Annotated in this window: 19 protein-coding genes; 2 read left to right on the plus strand and 17 right to left on the minus strand. The window is 40.1% G+C overall.

The window, feature by feature from the left end:
- Window positions 1–28: 28 nt before the first annotated feature.
- The 11 genes from BZZ03_RS05665 to recR all read right to left on the minus strand — a co-directional run bounded on the left by BZZ03_RS05665 (window position 29) and on the right by recR (window position 11,941).
- The gene (locus BZZ03_RS05665; protein WP_003133826.1) at window positions 29–1,600 is read right to left on the minus strand and encodes a peptide chain release factor 3; all 1,572 of its coding nucleotides are present in this window, start codon (window positions 1,598–1,600) and stop codon (window positions 29–31) included.
- Window positions 1,601–1,707: 107 nt separating this feature from the next.
- Window positions 1,708–2,151: a divergent PAP2 family protein gene (locus BZZ03_RS05670; RefSeq protein ID WP_003133825.1), complete on the minus strand. Its 444-nt coding sequence runs from the start codon at window positions 2,149–2,151 to the stop codon at window positions 1,708–1,710.
- Between the two features lie 152 nt (window positions 2,152–2,303).
- Entirely contained in the window at window positions 2,304–3,239 is a 936-nt protein-coding gene (locus tag BZZ03_RS05675; protein ID WP_086582756.1) for an ABC transporter ATP-binding protein, read from the minus strand.
- Window positions 3,239–4,300, minus strand: a complete 1,062-nt coding sequence (locus BZZ03_RS05680) for an ABC transporter ATP-binding protein (RefSeq protein WP_003133822.1) — start codon at window positions 4,298–4,300, stop codon at window positions 3,239–3,241. The genes BZZ03_RS05675 and BZZ03_RS05680 overlap by 1 nt, the downstream gene beginning before the upstream one ends.
- Before the next feature lie 16 nt (window positions 4,301–4,316).
- Window positions 4,317–5,351, minus strand: a complete 1,035-nt coding sequence (locus BZZ03_RS05685) for an ABC transporter permease (protein ID WP_003133820.1) — start codon at window positions 5,349–5,351, stop codon at window positions 4,317–4,319.
- Between the two features lie 15 nt (window positions 5,352–5,366).
- Complete coding sequence (locus BZZ03_RS05690; RefSeq protein WP_003133819.1) at window positions 5,367–6,284, minus strand: ABC transporter permease; 918 nt, start codon at window positions 6,282–6,284, stop codon at window positions 5,367–5,369.
- Window positions 6,285–6,357: 73 nt separating this feature from the next.
- Window positions 6,358–8,031 (minus strand): peptide ABC transporter substrate-binding protein, encoded by a 1,674-nt coding sequence (locus BZZ03_RS05695; protein ID WP_086582757.1) that lies wholly within the window; start codon window positions 8,029–8,031, stop codon window positions 6,358–6,360.
- 314 nt (window positions 8,032–8,345) lie between these two features.
- Window positions 8,346–9,677, minus strand: coding sequence for a UDP-N-acetylmuramoyl-tripeptide--D-alanyl-D-alanine ligase (locus BZZ03_RS05700; RefSeq protein WP_086582758.1), 1,332 nt, complete (start codon window positions 9,675–9,677; stop codon window positions 8,346–8,348).
- A gap of 105 nt (window positions 9,678–9,782) precedes the next feature.
- Window positions 9,783–10,049: a metal-sensitive transcriptional regulator gene (locus BZZ03_RS05705; protein ID WP_003133815.1), complete on the minus strand. Its 267-nt coding sequence runs from the start codon at window positions 10,047–10,049 to the stop codon at window positions 9,783–9,785.
- A gap of 227 nt (window positions 10,050–10,276) precedes the next feature.
- Window positions 10,277–11,326 (minus strand): D-alanine--D-alanine ligase, encoded by a 1,050-nt coding sequence (locus BZZ03_RS05710; RefSeq protein WP_040086781.1) that lies wholly within the window; start codon window positions 11,324–11,326, stop codon window positions 10,277–10,279.
- A gap of 12 nt (window positions 11,327–11,338) precedes the next feature.
- Complete coding sequence (gene recR / locus BZZ03_RS05715) at window positions 11,339–11,941, minus strand: recombination mediator RecR (protein WP_017368792.1); 603 nt, start codon at window positions 11,939–11,941, stop codon at window positions 11,339–11,341.
- A gap of 266 nt (window positions 11,942–12,207) precedes the next feature.
- On the opposite strand from recR, the gene BZZ03_RS05720 reads away from it, so the two are divergent.
- The gene (locus BZZ03_RS05720) at window positions 12,208–13,125 is read left to right on the plus strand and encodes an alpha/beta fold hydrolase (RefSeq protein WP_086582759.1); all 918 of its coding nucleotides are present in this window, start codon (window positions 12,208–12,210) and stop codon (window positions 13,123–13,125) included.
- Here BZZ03_RS05720 and BZZ03_RS05725 read toward each other — a convergent pair.
- Window positions 13,088–13,930, minus strand: coding sequence for a LysR family transcriptional regulator (locus BZZ03_RS05725; RefSeq protein WP_061413852.1), 843 nt, complete (start codon window positions 13,928–13,930; stop codon window positions 13,088–13,090). The genes BZZ03_RS05720 and BZZ03_RS05725 overlap by 38 nt on opposite strands.
- A 158-nt stretch (window positions 13,931–14,088) precedes the next feature.
- Between BZZ03_RS05725 and BZZ03_RS05730 the strand changes: the two genes are divergently transcribed.
- A complete protein-coding gene (locus BZZ03_RS05730; RefSeq protein WP_086582760.1) occupies window positions 14,089–15,021 on the plus strand; it encodes a TDT family transporter in 933 nt (310 codons plus the stop codon).
- A 35-nt stretch (window positions 15,022–15,056) separates the two neighbouring features.
- Here the strand turns inward: BZZ03_RS05730 and BZZ03_RS05735 are convergent, their stop codons facing one another.
- The 5 genes from BZZ03_RS05735 to pepV all read right to left on the minus strand — a co-directional run bounded on the left by BZZ03_RS05735 (window position 15,057) and on the right by pepV (window position 21,023).
- Window positions 15,057–17,213, minus strand: coding sequence for a penicillin-binding transpeptidase domain-containing protein (locus BZZ03_RS05735; RefSeq protein ID WP_086582761.1), 2,157 nt, complete (start codon window positions 17,211–17,213; stop codon window positions 15,057–15,059).
- A 126-nt stretch (window positions 17,214–17,339) separates the two neighbouring features.
- Entirely contained in the window at window positions 17,340–18,041 is a 702-nt protein-coding gene (locus tag BZZ03_RS05740) for a phosphoglycerate mutase (protein WP_003133801.1), read from the minus strand.
- Window positions 18,042–18,138: 97 nt separating this feature from the next.
- Window positions 18,139–19,044: a LysR family transcriptional regulator gene (locus BZZ03_RS05745; protein ID WP_003133799.1), complete on the minus strand. Its 906-nt coding sequence runs from the start codon at window positions 19,042–19,044 to the stop codon at window positions 18,139–18,141.
- Window positions 19,045–19,215: 171 nt separating this feature from the next.
- A complete protein-coding gene (locus BZZ03_RS05750) occupies window positions 19,216–19,503 on the minus strand; it encodes a helix-turn-helix transcriptional regulator (protein ID WP_003133798.1) in 288 nt (95 codons plus the stop codon).
- Window positions 19,504–19,601: 98 nt separating this feature from the next.
- Window positions 19,602–21,023: a dipeptidase PepV gene (gene pepV, locus BZZ03_RS05755; protein WP_086582762.1), complete on the minus strand. Its 1,422-nt coding sequence runs from the start codon at window positions 21,021–21,023 to the stop codon at window positions 19,602–19,604.
- Window positions 21,024–21,032 lie beyond the last annotated feature (9 nt).

The following is a 21,032-nucleotide window of genomic DNA, read 5'->3' on the forward strand; positions in this document are numbered from 1 at the left end:
GGGACTTTTCAAGTAATTTGTCAGAATATTAAACAGAAAATTGCTCCATCAACTCCACATCAGGGTATTTATCTTTAAACCATCGCATGGCAAAGTCATTTTCAAAGAGGAAGAGTGGATGATCGAAGCGATCTCGTGCTAAGATATTACGGCTTGACGACATTTTTTCATCTAAATCTTCGGGTTTAATCCAGCGGACTGTTTTGCTGCCCATTGGTGTCATGATAATTTCTGAATTGTACTCATTCTCCATCCGGTGTTTGAAAACTTCAAATTGCAGTTGACCAACCGCACCAAGCATGATTTCCCCTGTCGTATAGGTTTTGTAGAGCTGTATCGCCCCTTCTTGCACCAACTGCTCAATCCCTTTTTGGAATGATTTTTGCTTCATGACATTTTTAGCAGTCACGCGCATAAAGAGTTCTGGTGTAAAAGTTGGTAGTGGTTCAAAAGGTGTTTTAAGTTTACCTGTGGTCAGCGTATCACCAACCTGGTAAGTCCCTGTATCGTAAACCCCAATGATGTCACCTGCTACCGCATTTTCGACATTTTCACGAGATTCTGCCATAAACTGAGTCACATTTGAAAGTTTGACTTGTTTCCCTGTCCGAAGGAGTTTTACGCCCATTCCTCGCTCAAATTCACCCGACACAATCCGCACAAAGGCAATACGGTCGCGGTGACGAATATCCATGTTGGCTTGAATCTTAAAGACAAAACCAGAGAATTCTTCACGTAATGGATCGATAATTTCATCCTCAACAGTCTTATGTCCATTTGGCTCTGGCGCATAAGTTAAGAAAGTATCCAAGAAGGTTTCGACCCCAAAGTCTGTCAAGGCCGAACCAAAGAAGACAGGTGTCAACTGACCAGCAAGCACTTCTTTTTCGTCAAATTCATTCCCGGCATCAAGTAAGAGCTCGGCATCTTCCATAGCTTGCGCATAGAAAGGATTACTTGTCAGTGGATGGCTGGCATCAATTTCACCATTTTCCCCAAACTCAATGAAGCGCTCGCCATTTTCAGGTTGATAAACTTCGATACGTTTGTTATAAAAGTCATAGAGCCCTTGGAAGTTTTTCCCCATACCGATTGGCCAGTTCATAGGCACAGAAGCGATACCCAAAATATCTTCTAATTCGCTCAGTAAGTCTAGCGGTTCACGACCATCACGGTCCAATTTATTAATAAAGGTAAATACAGGAATGCCACGGCGTTTTACAACTTGGAAAAGTTTTTTGGTTTGGGCCTCGATACCTTTGGCGCTATCAATAACCATGACCGCAGCATCAACGGCCATCAAAGTACGGTAGGTATCCTCAGAGAAGTCCTCGTGCCCTGGTGTATCCAAGATGTTCACGCGCTTGCCAGCATAATCAAACTGCATAACTGATGAAGTCACGGAAATCCCACGTTCTTTTTCAATGTCCATCCAGTCCGATTTTGCAAAATTTCCTGTTTTACGTGCTTTGACCGTTCCGGCCTCACGGATTGCTCCACCAAATTTAAGGAGTTGTTCTGTTATTGTTGTTTTACCAGCATCCGGGTGACTGATGATGGCAAAGGTACGGCGTTTTTTTATTTCTTCTGCTCTATTCATTTTTTAACCTATTCTTATCAAAATATATGCCTTATTATTATAGCAAAAAAACAGGGAAACTGTTCTTTATCAATTGCTATACGGCTTTTAGGAGGTTTGTTATCTCTTTAATTCATTAAAAGGGCCACAATAATTCCTAAAATTGCTCCACCCAAGACTTGAAAAGGTGTATGACCTAGAAGTTCTTTCAAGGCTTTTTCTGCATTTATCTTAGGGTTTTCGATTGTTTTGATAATGATATTTAAAATATAAGCATGTGTCCCTGCTTGACGCCTTATTCCTTGCGCATCATACATCACGACGAATGCAAAAACAGTAGCAACAGCAAATACAGCGGAGTCAAAACCTTGCGAAAGTCCTGTCGCTGTTGTCATAGAAACCACTAAAGCACTGTGCGAGCTCGGCATACCGCCTGTCGCAAAAAGCAATCGCCAATCCAGTTTACGGTAGCGAAAGATATCGACAATAATTTTGATGATTTGTGCAGCAAACCATCCCACGATGGCCGTGATTAAAATTTGGTTACTTATAATTTCAGTAAAAAAGTTCATCATCCTTCCTCTTTCCTCTTTCATTTATAAAAATACTGTGACTCACCTTAACTTCATTTTATACCATTTAAGGTAAATTCAATAATAAAATAGTCCCCAGATGCTTTTCTGGGGTTGATAAAAAAACTACACCTTTCAAGGTGCAGTTATTTTTATACCATTGCAATTTTTCTGTATTCTTCGGCTTCTTCTTCTGTCGAAAGAACAAAGTGTCCTGGCGTAACCTCACGCAATTCACGTGGCTGACCATCCAACTCTGTTGTTGGATCATAAGCTTGTGGGACACGGCTACGCTCTGAGATAGGATCCGGCGCAGGAATGGCACTCAACAAAGATTGCGTATAAGGGTGTAATGCATTATTGTAAACCTGATCAGATGTTCCGATTTCCAGAATTTTACCCCAGTGCATCACTCCGATTCGGTCAGAGATGTATTTTACCATAGATAAATCATGGGCGATGAACAGATAAGTCAAGCCTTCTTTTTCCTGAATATCACGCATCAAGTTAACAACCTGTGCCTGAATAGAGACATCCAAAGCTGAGATTGGCTCATCAGCCACGATGAATTTAGGGTTTACCGCTAAGGCACGGGCGATACCGATACGTTGACGTTGTCCTCCTGAGAATTCATGAGGATAACGTGTCATGTGGTCTTGGTTAAGACCAACGAGTTTAAGAAGTTCTTTGACCTTTTCTGTACGGTCTTCGTTATTCTTAGCCAACCCGTTTACATCAATACCTTCAGCGATGATGTCTTTGACCCGCATTCTGCCATTCAGTGAGGCTTGTGGGTCTTGGAAAATCATTTGTACTTTTTCACGGAATTTTTTCAGCTCAGCACCTTTAATCTTGCTGACATCATTACCGTTAAAGTGGATTTCTCCTTTGTTGATGTCGTAAAGCTTCATGATTGCACGGCCGATTGTTGTTTTACCTGAACCAGATTCACCTACAAGACCAAAGGTTTCTCCCTCATAGATATGAAAGGAAACGTCATTAATGGCTTTATTAACATTCTTTTTTCCTTTGTTGAAAACCAGGTCAACACCTTTGAATTCGACAAGTTTTTTTCTTTCTTCAGTCATTACTCAGCATTTCCCTTCATTTTCATTTTTTCCCAACGGGTCCAGCGTTGTTGGATATTTTCAGATGGCAGAACTTTTGGTGAGCGTTCATCTAAGAGCCATGATTTTACTTGATGTGTTGGTGACACTTCAAAATAAGGTGGTTCTTCTTCAAAGTCGATTTCGAGAGCGTGTTGGTTACGCAAGGCAAAAGCATCGCCTTTTGGTGGATTGAGCAAGTCTGGAGGTGTCCCTGGAATGGAAACCAAACGTTCAACATCAGTATCTACCGTTGGCATAGAATCGAGAAGTCCCCATGTATAAGGATGTTGTGGGTTATAGAAGATTTCTTCTACTGTTCCATACTCCACAATCTCGCCTGCATACATCACGGCCACACGATCAGCAAAACCAGCCACTACACCCAAATCATGGGTGATAAAGATAATTGATGATTCGATACGCTGTTGAAGCTCTGACATCATTTGCATGATTTGCGCTTGAATAGTAACGTCCAAAGCTGTCGTTGGTTCATCTGCGATAAGAATTTCTGGATCAGCTGCAAGCGCGATGGCAATAACTGCACGTTGGCGCATCCCTCCCGACCATTGGTGTGGATAGTCATTAATGTGCTGCTCACTTTGGGGAATCCCTACAGCCTTCATCAATTCCAAAGCTTTCACTAAAGCTTCTTTCTTCTTCATTCCTCTGTGCTTGATCAATGGCTCAGCAATTTGGTTACCAATACGCATGGTTGGATCAAGCGAAGTCATCGGATCTTGGAAAATCATCGAGATTTCATTACCGCGAATCTTTTGCCAATCTTCTTCTTTGATGTCTAAGAGATTACGCCCTTTAAAGAGAATCTCTCCTTGAGGGATTTCGGCATTTGCTGCATTGAGGCCCATAAGCGTTTTCGTAGTGACAGATTTACCAGAACCTGATTCACCAACGATAGCTAAGGTTTCCCCTTTTTTCAAATCAAACGAAACATCACGGATGGCTTTGACCTTCCCAGCATATGTTTTGAAATGAACATGCAGATTTTTTACTTCAAGTACTTTTTCTTCTTTTTCAGTCATTTTACTTCCTCATTTCTTAGTCTTGGCCTGATTTTGGATCGAAAGCGTCACGTAAGCCGTAACCAAAGAGGAAGAAGGCGAGTGACAGGAGAGACAAGACTACTGCAGGTACTGCAACTTGGAATGGATAGAATTGCAAGCTTTGAATACCATCTGAAATCAATGAACCTAGCGATGCTGTTGGTGGTTTAACCCCCAAGTTAATCGCCGAAAGAACCGCTTCAAAGAAAATTACCGATGGAATATCAAACATAATTTGTACGATAATAACACCTAACATGTTTGGAATAAGGTGTTTAACCATGATTTTGAACGGGCTGGCCCCTAAGGTCTTCGCAGCAAGAACAAACTCACGTTCCTTAAGAGACAGGGTCATATTCCTTACCTGTCGGGCGATACCTGTCCAGATAAAGAGACCAATAGCAAGGACGATTGAAACAATACCTTGCCCAAGTAGGAGACCGAACATGGTTACAATAACCAAACTTGGAATAGAGCTGATAATCTCAATGATACGTTGCATGACCGTGTCCACTTTTCCGCCAATCCAACCGGAGATTAAACCATAGGTAATCCCGATCAGTACGTCAAAGACGATAGAGGCAAAAGCGATAATCAAGGAAATACGCAAACCAACGATTGTACGTTTAGCAATCGAACGTCCTAAAGAGTCTGTACCAAAGATAAAAGATTCACCTTCTGGTACATTTTGTACTTGGTACAGGTCTTCTGCGATTGTGCTTCCTGGTGCTGCAAAATTACCGTTCCAACCAGGAATATTTACATTTCCTAGCTTAGGAGGTAAGTTTTTATAGGTTTGAACCGCATTCGGATCAAAGTTATTGGCTGCTGATTGTGGGACAAAAAATGTTGAAACCACAGAGAACAACAGGGTGAAGATAACGACAACCATCGCTACCATTGCTACTTTATTTTTCTTAAAACGTCGCCATGCATCTTGCCAAAAAGTGAGGGCAGGTTTTGCGATCATTTCACTCGCTTCAAAATCACGGTTTGTTACAAGTTTAAATTTGCTGTTAATATTTTCCATTTTCTCCCCTCCTTTCTAGTCCAAACGTACACGTGGATCAACAAATGCTGTAATAATATCGGTGATCAAAATCATCGCCATCAACATTACGGCATAGACAACTGTAGTACCCATGATGACAGGGAAGTCCTTTGAAGGAATCGACTGTACAAACTGTTGACCGATCCCAGGAATCGAGAAAATTGACTCGATGAGGACAGAACCTGTCAAGAGCCCGGCACTCATTGGGCCAATAAGTGTCAGCATTGGAATCAATGAGTTACGGATCGCATGTTTCCATAAGACTTCACGATCAGATAAACCTTTGGCACGTGCCAAGAGGATATAGTCTGATGAAAGCGACTCAATCATCTGTGCACGGACAAAACTCATGACCTGTGACATTGGAGCAAAGGAGAGCGCAAGCGACGGTAAGATAGTCTGCGCAAACGTTCCCCAGCCTGATACTGGAAGAAGTTCCCAAGTGTAACCAAAGTAAAGGAGGAGTAAAGTACCCACGATGAAGGAAGGTACTGAGAAGAAGACTGTAGAAATGATACTCAAAAGTCCATCAACCCATGTATTTTTAAAGCGGGCAGCAACAACACCAAAGAATGTTCCGACAACGACACCGATAATCAAGGCTTGGAAACCAAGTTGTGCTGAAACCGGAAGACGTTGTGCGATCATTGTGCTTACAGGTTGGTTGGCAAAGGTAAATGATGTACCGAAGTTACCTGTGAAAGCATTTTGGAGATAAATGAAGTACTGCACAATAAGAGGTTTATCTAAACCATATGCAACATTTAGTTGTTGAATTTGCTCTGGGGTTAATTTGGGGTTATTAAAGGGTGTTCCTGGCATTACCTGCATCAGGAAGAAAGTCGCTGTAATAACCACAAATAATGTTAAGAGCATCAATAAGATACGTTTTACAAGATATTTAGCTAACATATAAAAATTCCTTAATAAAAACACGAAAAGTAGGCCTCATAAGCCCTACTTATTCGTTTGATGTTAGTGCCTACTATTTTTCGATGTAAACACCTTTGAGATCGTAAGACAAACCTGTTGAGTTGAATTGCAAACCTTTAAGGTGTGGGTTACGGAGCGCTGGTGTTGCACGGTAATACAATGGGTTGATGCTTGATTCATTAAAGAGTGCTGCTTCAGCATCTTTATATGCTGCATCACGTGCTTTGTCATCCAAGACTACTGGCAATGTTGATGCTTTTGTCCAAGCTGCTTGATATGCAGGATTTACAAATTTACCATCGTTATAACCTGAGCCATCTGCAAAGAGTTGCAAGAATGTTGATGGTTCAGCGTAGTCACCACCCCAGAGTGAAAGAACGATATCAAAGTTTTGGTTTTGTGAATCTTTCAAACGTTGTTGGAAAGGTACGATTTTTTGAGTAAGTGTCAAGCCTGGCAATGTTTTAGAAAGTGAAGCTTGCAAGAAGTCAGCGACTGATTTTGATACAGGTGCATCAGCATCGGTTGTGTACTGAATGTTCAGTGATGTCACACCAATTTCTTTCAGACCTTTTTCCCAAAGTTCTTTAGCTTTTGCAGCATCGAAGTTGTAATCTTGTTTTGCAAATTCAGCAAAGTCTTTACCATCTGCTGTGACAGACATACCTGCTGGTGTGAATGTTTGTGCTACTGTACCCGCTGGAATGAATTGATCAACGATACTCTTACGGTCAGTCGCAAGATTCAAAGCATCACGGATATTTTTATTTTGCAATGCTTTAGCAACTTCTGGGCTTGTTGTACCACCACCTGATTGGTTATATTGAAGGTAAGCTGTAGTTGCTTCTTTCAAGACAACAAGATCTTTACCATCATTGTAACCTTTATTGGCGTTGTATAAGTCCATCGTACCTAAGCTGGCTTGGTCCAATTTTCCTTGTTTGAAGAGTTGAACCGCTGTATTCGGGTTAGATTGAACAGTGTAATCAATTTCGTCTGATTTTACATTGTCTTTGTCATAGTAATCTGGGTTTTTCACAAGAGAATAACTGTTGTTTGTCCCTGTCCAACCAGCATCTTTTTTGAAGATGAATGGTCCAGAGTAAACGACTTTATCAGATGAAGTTCCATATTGTTTACCAAATTCTTCAACAGCTGATTTGTTTACAGGGTAGTAAACGCTGTTTGCCAAGAGGAATTTAAAGTATGGTGTTGGTTGTGTCAAAGTAATCACCAACTCGTGGTCGCCATTAGCTTTTACACCCAACTGATTGAGGTCTTTAATCTTACCTGTGTTAATTTCATTGGCGTTCTTGATGTTACCAAGCAAGTAAGCGTACTGTGAACCTGTTGCAGGGTTTACAGCACGTTGCCATGAATAAAGGAAGTCTTTTGCTGTCAATTCATCGCCGTTTGACCATTTCAAGTCATCACGCAAAGTGATGGTATATGTTAAGCCATCATCAGAGACTTTAATATCTGATGCCATCGCGTTTTGCGCCACACCCTTATCATCTACACGTGTCAATCCTTCTTGGGTATTCCCGATGAAGAGGTTTGAGTAAGTGTCTGTAGCCAAGCCCGAATCCAATGTAGCAATATTTGTCGGAACGGAAAGTTGTGGGTTAGCTGTCTTAGAGCCACCTCCGCCATTTCCACATGCTGCCAAGAGCCCGACCGAAGCCAGGGCAAGTGTTCCTAATGATACTTTTTTCCAATTATCCATGTAACATCCTCTTTCTGTTTGACTTATCCGACAATTTGCATTTGTTTATTATTGTCTGAAAATTTATTATGTTCTCTATTATACTTAATTCAATCTGAATTGTAAAGACTTTTCTACATATTTTTTCTAAATTTTTGCCATTTAATTTTTTTATACGTCATTTCCGAACATTATCTGACAATTTCACAATATAATTTTGCTCTTAGCACAATACTTCTTTAGAAAAAGAAAAAAAGCGAGGCTAATCCTCCTCGCGTATTATCATTCTATTCTGCTAATGCAGAAAGAATGATAATAAAAAAGCACTTGCGTGCTTAGTTTTGTAACTCTTCAACGATTGTTCCTAATTTCATGCTGTTAGATCCTTTGAGTAAAAGTTGATCTTGAGGTTGAAGCGTGTTTTGGAGCGTCTCCGTCAATTGGTTAAGGTCGGTAAAGTACGATACTTTATCTTCTGGTAATTCTGCTAGCAAATATTTCATCAAGTCACCATAGAGGTAAACGTGATCCATTTTCGAGAAATCAATTGCTGCGGCAATTCCTGCGTGAAGTTCTGGAGCTTGATCACCTAGTTCGAGCATATCAGCAAGAACAGTGAGTTTCCGTCCACTTTCATTTTTAGGTATGGCTTGGAAGGTTTCCAAGATAAGCTTCATGGCCGTTGGATTAGCATTGTAAACATCACTAAGAATATCTGCGCCATTACTTGCCTTCTTCCACTCTGTACGGTTACGTGTCAAGGCAACATGAGACAGGGCGTGCTTGATTTTGGTCTCATCAATGTCAAGCAGCTTACCCACATAAGCCGCAAGCATTGCGTTAGTTGCATTAAATTTACCCGGCACTGGAATTGTAATTTCTTCGTCTAAGAAGTTTGTTGTGAAACTGAGTTGATCCTTGTGTTCGATAAGCTGTGTGACAAAAATATCCTCATCTGGTCCAAAACGGGTAATTTTTGTGTCTGCTGGTAAATACTTATTAATAATCTTATCTGCAGGCACAATAAGTTCACCATCTGGGCGCAAGCCCGCTTTAATTCCAAGCTTTCCTTCAGCAATTTTATCGCGTGTACCGAAAAATTCCAAATGTGATTCACCAATAAGCGTAACAAGAGCAATTTTAGGCTTGGCTATTTTAGATAGAAGGTCAATATCCCCCAGACGATCCATGCCCATCTCCAACACGATTTTTTCAGTGTCATCAGGCATATGAAGAACGGTATAAGGCATTCCAATTTCGTTATTATAATTGCCTTGTGTCTTATAGGTCTTATATTTTTCCGAAAGTACAGCCTGAATCATATCTTTGGTTGTGGTTTTCCCGTTTGATCCCGTCACAGCGATAACTTCTACTGCTGTTTTTTCTAGATAATACTGGGCTAATTTTTGGAAAGCCTCTAGACAATCCTCAACACGTAAATGGGGTTGGGCAACTTCTTGTTCAGCGAATGTCGCAAGAGCACCTTGTGCAAAGGCTGTGTCAATAAATGCGTGACCATCTCTTGCACCTTTAAGTGGCAAGAAAAGATCACCTTCTTGGATTTTGCGGCTGTCAAACTCAATATTATGAATTTCTGTATCTGCCAGTTCTGACCAATTATTTGTTGCGCCGACAATGCGGGCTATTTCGTGTAGTGTTAGTTTCATGATGAGTTTATTATATCAAAAGTCCTTTCATAACGCACCGATTCGCCATGAAAATACAGCGTACGGTTGTCAACGGTAGCCTTATAACCTTCTATTCAAAAACAATTACTTTTTAATAATCATTTTTATGGCTTGACTTATTTTCTTCTCACGTTCTTTTTCATCGTCACCTTCTAATAGTAGAAGGCAGTTTTGTAAATTTTCAGCTACAATGAGACCGATCAAACTGTCTAAACTTGAACGCACTGCTTTAAGTTGTGTCACTACAGCATCACAATCTTTTTCTTCTTCTAGCATGCGCAACACGCCTTGCAGTTGACCATCAGCTCTTTTCAATCTATTTTTGGTCTTGCTGTCGTAAATTGTTCCCATGTGTATCTCCTCTTTCCTCTCATTATATAGGGCGCCTCATAATTTGTCAAAAAGAGTGTGCTCAGCCCATACACTTCTTGCGTATTATCATTCTAATCTGCTAAAGCAGAAAGAATAGCTAAGGGTTCACCACTCGCTTCGCTCCTTGCGTATTATCATTCTATTCTGCTAAAGCAGAAAGAATGATAATAAAAACTTCAAGTTCGTGGCCTGAAGTTGTTCTATTTTTATAAGAGATGACTTTCACGAATTTCGAAGGCTTCTTGAGCCAGGGAAACAAGTTCTTCAATCAACTCACTGTATGATAGTCCCATATTTTCCCAGAGCAATGGGTACATTGACCATTGTGTGAATCCTGGAATGGCATTAATTTCATTGAGATAGATATCTCCTTGTTCATCATAGAAAAAGTCACAACGTGAGAGTCCAGCACCATTCATTGCTTGATAAGCTTTCTCTGCATAGTTACGCATTTTCTGTGCGACTTCTGCTGGAATATCTGCTGGAATGGCCATTTCGATTTTATTATCGATGTATTTTGAACGGTAGTCATAAAAATCAACGTCTTTAACGACTTCGCCAGGCAGTGTTGAACGCACTTTGCCCCCATTTCCTAAAACAGCACATTCGATTTCTCGTGCATTAACCCCTTGTTCAATCACCACACGATTATCATATTTATAAGCTTCTGCAAGACCTGCTTCTAGCTCTTCTAAGCTGCTGACTTTAGAAATGCCAACGCTTGAACCCATATTGGCCGGTTTGACAAAAACAGGGAAAGTCAGTTTCTCTTGAACTTCTGCATGAATTTTTTCTTGATTTTCATCAGCATATGCCGCAACATAAGGAACTTGCGGTACACCTACAGCACTAAATACATGCTTAGCTAAAAGTTTATCCATTGTACTGCTGGCCGATAAAATATTGGGACCAACATAAGCTAGGCGCATAATTTCTAAGAAGCCTTGAATTGAGCCATCTTCGCCCATTGGCCCATGTAAAACAGGGAAAACCACTGCATCTTTTTCATAAATATCCGATGGTGCAACTTTTTGTTCTGGCTTGACCGTCTCATTGGTCATTAATTTTTCATTTTCTGCGGGTGTTTCAGTGAATTCTTGTGTTTTGATAAAATCACCAGCTTGACTGATAAAGTAAGTCTTCACTCTAAACTTGTCATAGTTTACTGCACGCATTACGCTTTCAGCTGAAAGAACGGAAACTTCTCGTTCTGCACTTCGACCACCATATAATAAAATCAATGTTTCTTTTGACATAATTTTCTCCACTTAAATTTCCATACGATTTTCAACTGCTTTGGATAGGGTAACTTCATCCGCATACTCAATATCTGAGCCAACTGCAAGGCCACGCGCTAAGCGGGTCACTTTGATTCCGGCGGGTTTAATCATCCGTGAAAGATACATCGCCGTTGCTTCACCATCAGATGTTGCATTTGTCGCGAGAATAACTTCTTCTACTTCGCTGTCTCCCATGAGACGAGTTAAGAGACTTTTCACGTTAATTTCGTCCGGTCCGATACCATTCATTGGACTAATCGTTCCGTGCAAAACATGATACAGCCCTCTGTATTCGCGGATTTTCTCCATTGCTAAGACATCTTTACTTTCCTCTACAACCAATATGGTTGTGCGATCACGCAGAGGGTCTTCACAGATAGCACAGGGATCACTCTCTGTCAGATTACCGCAAACCGAGCAAAAACGTAAATCACGTTTTGCCGAAATAAGGTTTCGGGCAAATTCATTAACATCTTGATCATCCATACCAATCGTGTGAAAGGCTAGACGTGTTGCTGTTTTTTGCCCGATACCGGGCAGTTTGCTAAAGCTTTCTATAAGTTTAGCGATTGGTTCAGGATAATAGACCATGTGTTCCTTTCTTCTTTCTGTGTGATAAAGTCATAACTATTATACCACACCTTTCGCTCAGAGAATTATCCTCATATTCTGTGGAACTATTCTACTCTGCGAATGTGAGATATTGTGTATTATACCATAACTTAAATTTCTGTACATTTAAGCCTAATGTGCTTTCAAAGAGCAACAATGACTCTCAAGGCAGCAGCAGCTTGTCCTTTTTTTTGTTATAATAAATTTCAACCTGATAATGATTTACTGAAAGAGGACTTTCCGATATGGTTGAACAATACACCCTACAATCTAGCGATGAGCAAACTGAGCTACATCTGCTTTACTGGCCGCTGGAACATCCAAAGGCGGTAATCCAACTCATTCATGGCATGGCAGAAAACATTGAACGCTACCATGCTTTTGCCCTCTACCTCAATAGTTTGGGGTTCGCAGTGGTCGGTCATGACCACTTAGGACACGGGCATTCTGTACAGCAGAAAGAGCCCCTTTACGGTTACTTTGGTACCGCTGGTCCCCAGAATGTCATCTCTGATATTTACAAAGTCAAAACTTGGGCAAAGAAAAAGCTCCCCACACTGCCTTATTTCATGATGGGACACAGTATGGGTTCTTTTGCTTTGCGTAACGTTCTGCAAGATTATCCTGTTGATATTCAGGGGGTGATATTTATGGGAACGGGGACAAGTCCTCTCCATTTGAATTTCTTCCTGCCCTTCATTAAGAAAATAAGTCAAAAAAAACCAAAAGTTGTCGCTCCTTTGATAGATAAGCTTGCTTTTGGTAGCTATAGCAAAAAATTCCCTGAAAAAGGGAATTTTAACTGGCTTTCGAAAAATCAAAGTAATGTCTCTTCCTATGAAAATGACCCTCTACTTGGCTTTACGTTTACACGTAATGGTTTTGCGACACTTTTCTCACTAGTCCATAGAGCCAATCAAAAAAACTGGATGTATAATATGCCCGCGGACTTGCCAATTCTAATTATCAGCGGTGCTGCTGATCCAGTCGGCGACTGGGGCAAAGGACCGCAAAAAGTTTATCAGAAACTCCAAAAAGCAGGATTTAAACACCTCAAACTCCAGCTTTTTCCTGAATTACGTCATGAGATTCTCTTTGAGACAGAATATGAAGAGGTCTATCACACTATTGGCGATTGGTTAATGCGACATCTCCCACAATAGATTCTCTGATATGCTGCACAATTTCTAGCATAAGAGGGTCTTTTTCTTCTGCATAAGTAATGCTGGTAAAGCTCCGCTGATATTTGTTGCCTAAACTTTGATAAGGCATTCCTTCTGAAATAAAGCGTTTTGAAATTAAAGACACACCTAAGCCAGCTTGAATATGGGCAATAATCATGTCATTATTGTTCATTCTTACCAAGTAACGTGGTTTAAAGCTTTCTTCTTGGAGATATTTCTTGATGTAATGCCCTACACCTGAACCAATTTCTCTTGTAAAAAAAGTTTCGCTCTCTAGGTTACCGGCAAGAACTAATTCATCTTTAAACAGTGGAAAGGCTTCTACCTGCTCACTTGCCAAAGGTTTTTCGATAATGCCAAAATGCAAATCATGATTTTCAACCTTATTAAAAACTTTTTCTGAATCATACATAGATATTTTTAAATCAATCTGATCTAAGTAAGGAACAAGTTTAGGGTATAGCAAAGGCATAATTCCGATGGCTGCACTCTGTGATATCCCAATTTTAAAAGGTTTCTTGGCAAGTGTCGTCTGATTGAGTTCAGATTGTAAGTTTTCCCAGTCTTGAACATACTGGACTGCTTTCTTATACAGCAATTTTGCTGCTTCCGTAGGAATGACTTCGCGGTTCTTTCCGCGAATGAAAAGCGAATTGCCCACTTCTTCTTCTAATTTCTTTATCCTGACCGTCACTGTGGGTTGGGAAATAAACAAGTACTGCCCTGCTTTGGTAAAACTCCGCGTTTCATATATGGCGATGAAGGTTTCAAACAGTGAAAACATTATATCTCCTTTATTTTTTTATTACTTTTTTCTATTACTATAATTACAATAATTCATTTTACAAATTAAATCAAGTGTTTTATACTTAAAGCAGTGCTTGAACTGTTAGTTTCACTAAAGTTCATACTCAATAATCATGTAAATACTAGGAGTTCTCGATGAAACAAATGTTTTTAAATTTTTTGAAAAAAATCCCTATCCCTATTTGCGGTCTAATTTTAGGTATGGTCTCCTTGGGAAATCTACTTTATTCCAAAGGATTCACCTTTCTAGGAAATGCTTTTGACCTTGTTGGTCTCTTTTTTATGTTTCTGATCATGTTGAAACTTATTTTTACGATGCGCCATCTGCTGGAAGCTCTTAAAGATCCTATCGTTGGCTCAGTTTCCCCAACTTTCACTATGGCTTGGATGGTCATTTGTGTCTTTCTCAATAGGATTTTCCCCCACTCAAGTCTGGTTTACTTCATTTGGCTGCTTGCTATCTTCCTACATTTTCTCTTGATGGCTTATTTTGTTGCTCTTCACATCTTGCCGCAAAAAGTCGGAATGGTCCATGTCTATCCGAGCTGGTTTATTACCTTTGTAGGCTTAGGTGTTATCCCCAATACAGCAACAGTATTTAATCTAGAAATCGGCCGTATCGTACTTTGGCCTGCGCTCCTCTTCTACTTTATATTGCTTCCGATTATTACACATCGTATCTTTATTTTCAAAAAAATGCATGAGTCGACGCTTCCACTCATCACCATCCTTACAGCTCCAGGTTCTCTCTGTTTAGCAGCCTACCTTACTGTGACAGAAAGCAAGTCAAATCTTTTTGTTTTCGGTTTATTCCTGCTTTCACAGTTGATTTATCTTGCAACTGTGGTCCTCGTTATTCCTTTGCTCCGTCTACCTTTTTACCCAAGCTACGCTGCCTTTACCTTCCCTTTAGTTATTTCTGCTACTGCGGTTCATCTTATGGCTCAAAGTTATCCGGCCTTCACAGCCTTACTTACTCCTCTCTCCGTGATAGAACTTGTAATTGCCTTCTTCGCAGTTACTTACGTTTTGATTCGTTATAGCTACTTTTTAGTCAAAAAAGCTTAAATTAAAACCAACTCTCATTGAGCTGGTTTTTTATTTTATTTAAAATGATACATAGAGTTATAGAGGTTAGTAATCTCACGTGTGATATTTTGACCAATCTTCGAGGTCACACCACCTTCTTTAACTGTAGTTTGCGGAACCATAACACCGATAGAAATTTGTGGGTTTTCGGTTGGTGCATAAGCGACAACATTGTTTACTGTTACGGGTACACTTGTGCCATCTGGGGCCACATATGTTACTTCGGCAGTACCTGTTTTAGCAGAAATAGAAACTTCAGCACCTTGTGAAGGGCGCATGTAGTAACCTGTAGCACCGATTTGCCCATTTACAAAGTCATTCCCGTGAACGACTTGATACATACCATTATGTAGGACATCCATGTTTTCTGGAGTGATATTTACTTTGTCCATGATTTTCGGCGTGATATTTTTAACGAGTTTACCCATGCCTCCTTCAGAGTTGGTTTCATAGATACCATCCACAATATGCGGTGCTAAACGCTCACCATTATTTGCCAAGGTCATACCGTATGTTGCAAGTTGAAGTGGTGTATAGGTATCAAACTGACCGAAAGATTCCATGAGCAAGTCAGAAACTGTTATGTTATTTGCATCTTTGATGTAGCCTTGTGTTTCTCCAGGAATATCAAATCCTGTTGTTGTTCCCATTCCATAGGAAGCAAAGGCTTCACGTAGCTTTTTGAAGGCAGCTACACGGTCTGTACCATCAACAGCCATGTTAGGAACGTAAGGTTGGCCTAGCAACTTGAGTGCTATTTGAACCATATATGTATTAGAAGAATATTCTAGGGCTTGGACAGCATTAATGGGAAGGATGCCATTGGTAAACCATGATTCGATCAAACTTGACCCTGCTATCTGGATAGGCATATCATTGAGCATTTGATTACCGGCAATAACATTAGCATTCCAGCCTGCTGTCAGCGTTGCTGGCTTAACTACCGAACCAGGGACAAAAGCAGATTGGAAAGTACCATTAGTGTTACTTTGCATTGCCCCTGTTTTTTCATCACGTTCAAGCCCCGATAAGGCTAAAACCGCGCCCGTCTTAGAGTCCAACACAACAGCATATGCGCCCTGCGAATAAGTCCCAAAACCATCCGCGATCATATTGTTCATTTCGGTTTCCAAAATCTTATCAACAGCATCTTGGAATTTCAAATCGATCGTAAGTTTGAGATTATCTCCCTTGCTCCCTTTTTGTTTCACTTCCGTTCCAGTGACATTGCCTTGCTTATCGGTCAATACGTTACTAATCGTATGTGTCCCTTGCAAGTACTTTTCATAGCCCTTTTCTAAAAAGGCAGTCCCGACACGGTCATTGCGTTGGAAACCTTCTTTAAGATACTCATCCAGCAATTCTTCTGGAACCCCTTGTTTCTGAGTCGTTACCGTACCTAATATAGGCTTAAGCGCTGTATCCGCATATTTGCGGTTCCAGCTAGTTCCTACAGAAATCCCCTGCAGTTCGCCCTCATGTTCTCCAATATAAGCTTGCTGTTCTGCCGTAAGGTTACTTGTAGTAATAATCGTTGTATTAAAGATTGTTGTTGAATTCATTTCTTTAAAGAGCTTGACTGCAAACATTTGCTGCTCATTAAAGTTAATATCCGCCTCGGTTACCTTACTGAGTTGGACATTATAAATTTCAGAACCTGAAAGCGAATTCCCCTTCTCATCTGTTTTTTCGTCCTTAGTCAGACTTTTAGCAATTTTCTCCAAGTTGTTGGCATCAGCCAAAAAATAATCCTTTTTATCTCGCTCGGTAATTTGTTTAAAATCATTGTCTAAAGTTAAGATGCCAGCAAGACGGTCCGCAATTTTACGCATATCATCTGCTGTCGTATTTTGCCCGCGCGTGTACTCGATCGCTTCAACAGGTTCTGTTGTCGCTAAAGGAACACCTTTCGCGTCATAAATATTCCCACGAGGTGCGCCTTGAACGATTTGTAGCGAGCCTGCGCCCCCTGCTTGTTTACTTTCATAAAAGCTCTGATTCATGATTTGCATGTGGTACAGCTTACCAATCAAAACTAAAAAGAGAACCGTGATGACAAAAAAGAGAAGCTTAACGCGCCCAGATGCCAACATGGTTGGGTTTTTTAATAACTTACGTGTTTTATCTTTTTTTCCGTTTAATTCGTTTCGTGTTTTTCTTTTCTCAGACATGGAACCCTATCCTAATTTTAACTCGTCATATTTATACCTAAACATTTTACCACAATAAGCTGTATTTTACCTTACATTTTTTAAAGAAAAGAAAAAACCTGCTTGATGCAGGTCTTATCGTATTATTTATGCTTGTTTTGGTGCAAGGTAGTATTCCTTAACAAGGTTCAAATTATCATCAAATTCGAACACGAGTGGTGGGAAGTTAGGGATTTCAACATCCATGATTTCATCATCTGAAAGCTGTTTGATATGTTTTACCAATGCGCGGATTGAGTTACCGTGCGCACCAACGAATACGTTTTTACCATCTTTCAATGCTGGAGCGATTTGATCTTCCCAGAATGGCAATGAACGTTCAAGTGTAACTTTGAGGTTTTCAGCATCAGGGATAAGGCTATCTTCAAGGTTAGCATAACGACGGTCAGCATGTGCTGAGTACTCATCATCACGTGGCATTGCTGGTGGCAATACATCATATGAACGACGCCAGATGTGAACTTGCTCATCACCGTGTTTTGCAGCAGCGTCAGCTTTGTTCAAGCCAGTCAAACCGCCGTAGTGACGTTCGTTCAAGCGCCAAGTTTTTACAACTGGTACCCAAAGTTGGTCAGAGTATTCAAGTGCATAGTTTGTAGTTTTGATCGCACGTTTCAATACAGAAGTGTACGCGATATCAAATTCGATACCTGCAGCTTTGATGAGTTTACCTGCATCAATTGCTTGTTGTGTTCCGTTTTCTGAAAGGTCCACGTCAGCCCAACCTGTGAAAAGGTTAGCCAAGTTCCATTCTGATTCACCGTGACGTGCAAAAACTAATTTTACCATTATGTGAGTTCTCCTATGTTAAATGTTTTACAAAATTTGTATACTGCTCTATTTTACACTAATTTTCATATTTTTTCTAGCCTAGACTCTAGGCTGGCTAAAACTTATAATTTTCAAAATAAACTTCTAAACTGCGCTTGTAAGACTTGGCTGCATCTGTTAAAAGTTGACCTTTTTGTTTAACCAAAATCAAGCTATTTACATTATCTCCATCCATTGGAATAACCGTGACATTGTGTACACTTTCCTTATCAATAAATCCTAAACCTGTCGCATAAGCATCTGTACGCTCCAAGATACCATTTAAGGTTGCACGGTCGGTCACATTATAAATAAAAGTATTTTCAAAAGTTTCCACAAGGTCTTCCGAGTAGTAAAGAAATTGTTCATTTTCTTGAGTAAAGCGAACACGGTCTAAAGCTTTCAAATCACTGGTTTTGATGCTTTTCTTACGTGTCAAAGGATGATTTTTACGTAAATAAATATGTGTTTGTGAAATAAAAAGCTCTTCATAATCTAGCTCCAGCTTATCCAGCATACGGAGAATACCAGAACGATTATGCTTATTCAAGTACACAACACCAAGCTCGCTATGCCCTTGAGCCACTTCTTGTAAAATATTATAAGTCGTTGATTCAAAGACACGAAAATTCTTGATTTCAGGATTTTTCTTTGAAAATTCAACACCTACAGGAGCAAGAAAATCATAGTGCTGGCTTGCAACTGAAAAATGTCGTTCGGCTTCTTTCGGCTTTGCATATTTCGACTCAAAAGCTTCAAAGTCTCGTAAAATCGCTTGCGCTTGCTCATAGAAACGTTCACCTTCAATCGTCAAGCTGGCTCCCGTGTTTGTCCGTTCAAAAATTTGAAAATTAAGCTCTTGCTCCAAATCCTTAACCGCAATTGACATAGATGGCTGACTCACAAAGAGCTGCTCACTCGCCTCACGAAAGGTTCCACTGTTAGCGATAGCCACAACATAACGAAGCTGTTTGATGTTCATTTTTGCACTCCTTGATATTTCTTTAGCATTAATTAATAAATACTATTTCCGGGAACTCTTTTCACTCTCCCTTTTCGGTTTCCCACTAAGGGTGAAACCCGCCGCAACATTAAAAAAAGCCTATAGTTCAATTATACACTATTGACTAGGCTTTTTATTTTATTTTATGACTTAGTTTGCTCTTTTTTCGACATCTGCACGTTTCCAAAGGACACATTGATATTTTTCACACCAGAAGACATCTTCTTCTTTTTTCTTCACATGACTAAGCTGAAAAGTAAAGAGGTCGTCGACTTTAGTTCCCAGAATCTCTGCTAATTTAAAAGCTAGCAGAAGTTCGGGATCGTATTTATCATTTTCGATAGCATTGACGGTTTGTCGACTCACGTGAGCGATGCGCGCCAAATCTTCCTGAGAAAGTTTTTGAGCTTGTCTAAATTCACGAATTCTGTTTTCCATGCTTCCTCCTGATGATTTTGTTAAATCTGTGTTACTTTTACTATTTAATCATCTTTTGAGGGTTTTTGCAATATTTTTTTCCCAAAAGTCACTGATTCCTAAGCGTTTTTCTCGTCTTTTACACAAACCAAACGATAAATGGCATCTGTGTAGATTTCAATAGCTTTATAAAGTTCTTCAAGCTTTATATGCTCATCTGTTTGGTGCATAGTAAATGAAGAATCAGGGAAAAGAGCCCCATAAGCTACACCGCGTTTCATTAATCGCCCATATGTTCCACCACCTACTGTTTGTGGTGGACTGTCATCACCCGTGTGTTCGCGATAAGTACTCAAAAGCACTTGCACTAACGGATCTTCTGGTGAAAGATAGTGCGGTTGGTAGTTAATAAGCGCACTAATGCTTACTTTCTGGATAAAAGCAGTCAAATGCTTACTAAGTCGTTCTTGGATATCTTGCTCTGTCAAACCTTTCGGGTGACGGATATTGAGTGCAATCTTATTTTCCTGTCCATCCTCTGCAAAGTGAAAGACAGAAGGATTGACCGACAGTTTCCCCATGTCCTCATCTTCATAAGCAATTCCAATATTCTTTCCTTCAAAATCTTGGTGAAGCTTCTGGCCAGCCACTTCTAGAAACTTTTGTGCATCTGCTCCAAAATCATATGCAGCAAGGAACTTGGCTAAATATGTTGCAGCATTTTCTCCAATTTCTGGTGTGGAACTGTGTGCTGATTTCCCTTTAATTTGTAAGGAAGTTTTTGCTCCTGTTTTCGCAAATCTTCCTTCCAGCCTGTTCTTCTTCAGGTATTTTTCAAAATCGACTTTCAAGTCGAGAGGACTCGTAATCAAAGTCTTAGCCTCTTCTGGCACACAATTTTCTTGTATGCCACTCCTAAAATCATGGAGAATAAAGTCACCGTCATTTTTATGTCCAAAGTGCAGATACTCGGTAAGATTACTTTTTTCACCATTAACTACCGGAAAGCGTGCATCTGGTGAGAAGCCAAAATCTGGCAATTGTACTTTGGGAAGGTAATAAGCCATATCCTTCCATCCACTCTCTTCATCAGTTCCAATAATAAAGTTTACTTTTTTATAGAAAGGTACACCAGCCTCTTTCAAAATTTTCAAAGCATAATAGGTGGCCAGTGCAGGTCCTTTATTATCTAGAACACCGCGAGCATACAATCGTCCTTCTCTAAGTGTTGGTTCGTAAGGAGGATTTGTCCAGCCTTGACCTGCTGGAACAACATCAGCATGAACAAAAATCCCCAATGTTTCTTCTCCTTGACCATAATGTACTTCTCCAACATAATTCTCAAAATTTGCTGTTTTGAAACCATCTTTGTGGGCAATCTTTAGAAACTCCAGCATAGCAAGACTCGGTCCTGGACCAAAAGGAAATTCTCCGTTAGCCTCTTCATCATTTCGCTCAGAGTTTATTTTTAGTAACGCAATTAAGTCTTGCAAAAAGACCTCTTTACGTTTTTCTACTTCACTTTTAAAATCAATCGTCATGCACTGCCC

This window comes from Lactococcus petauri (genome assembly GCF_002154895.1).
In the GTDB taxonomy this organism is placed as follows: Bacteria; Bacillota; Bacilli; order Lactobacillales; family Streptococcaceae; genus Lactococcus; species Lactococcus petauri.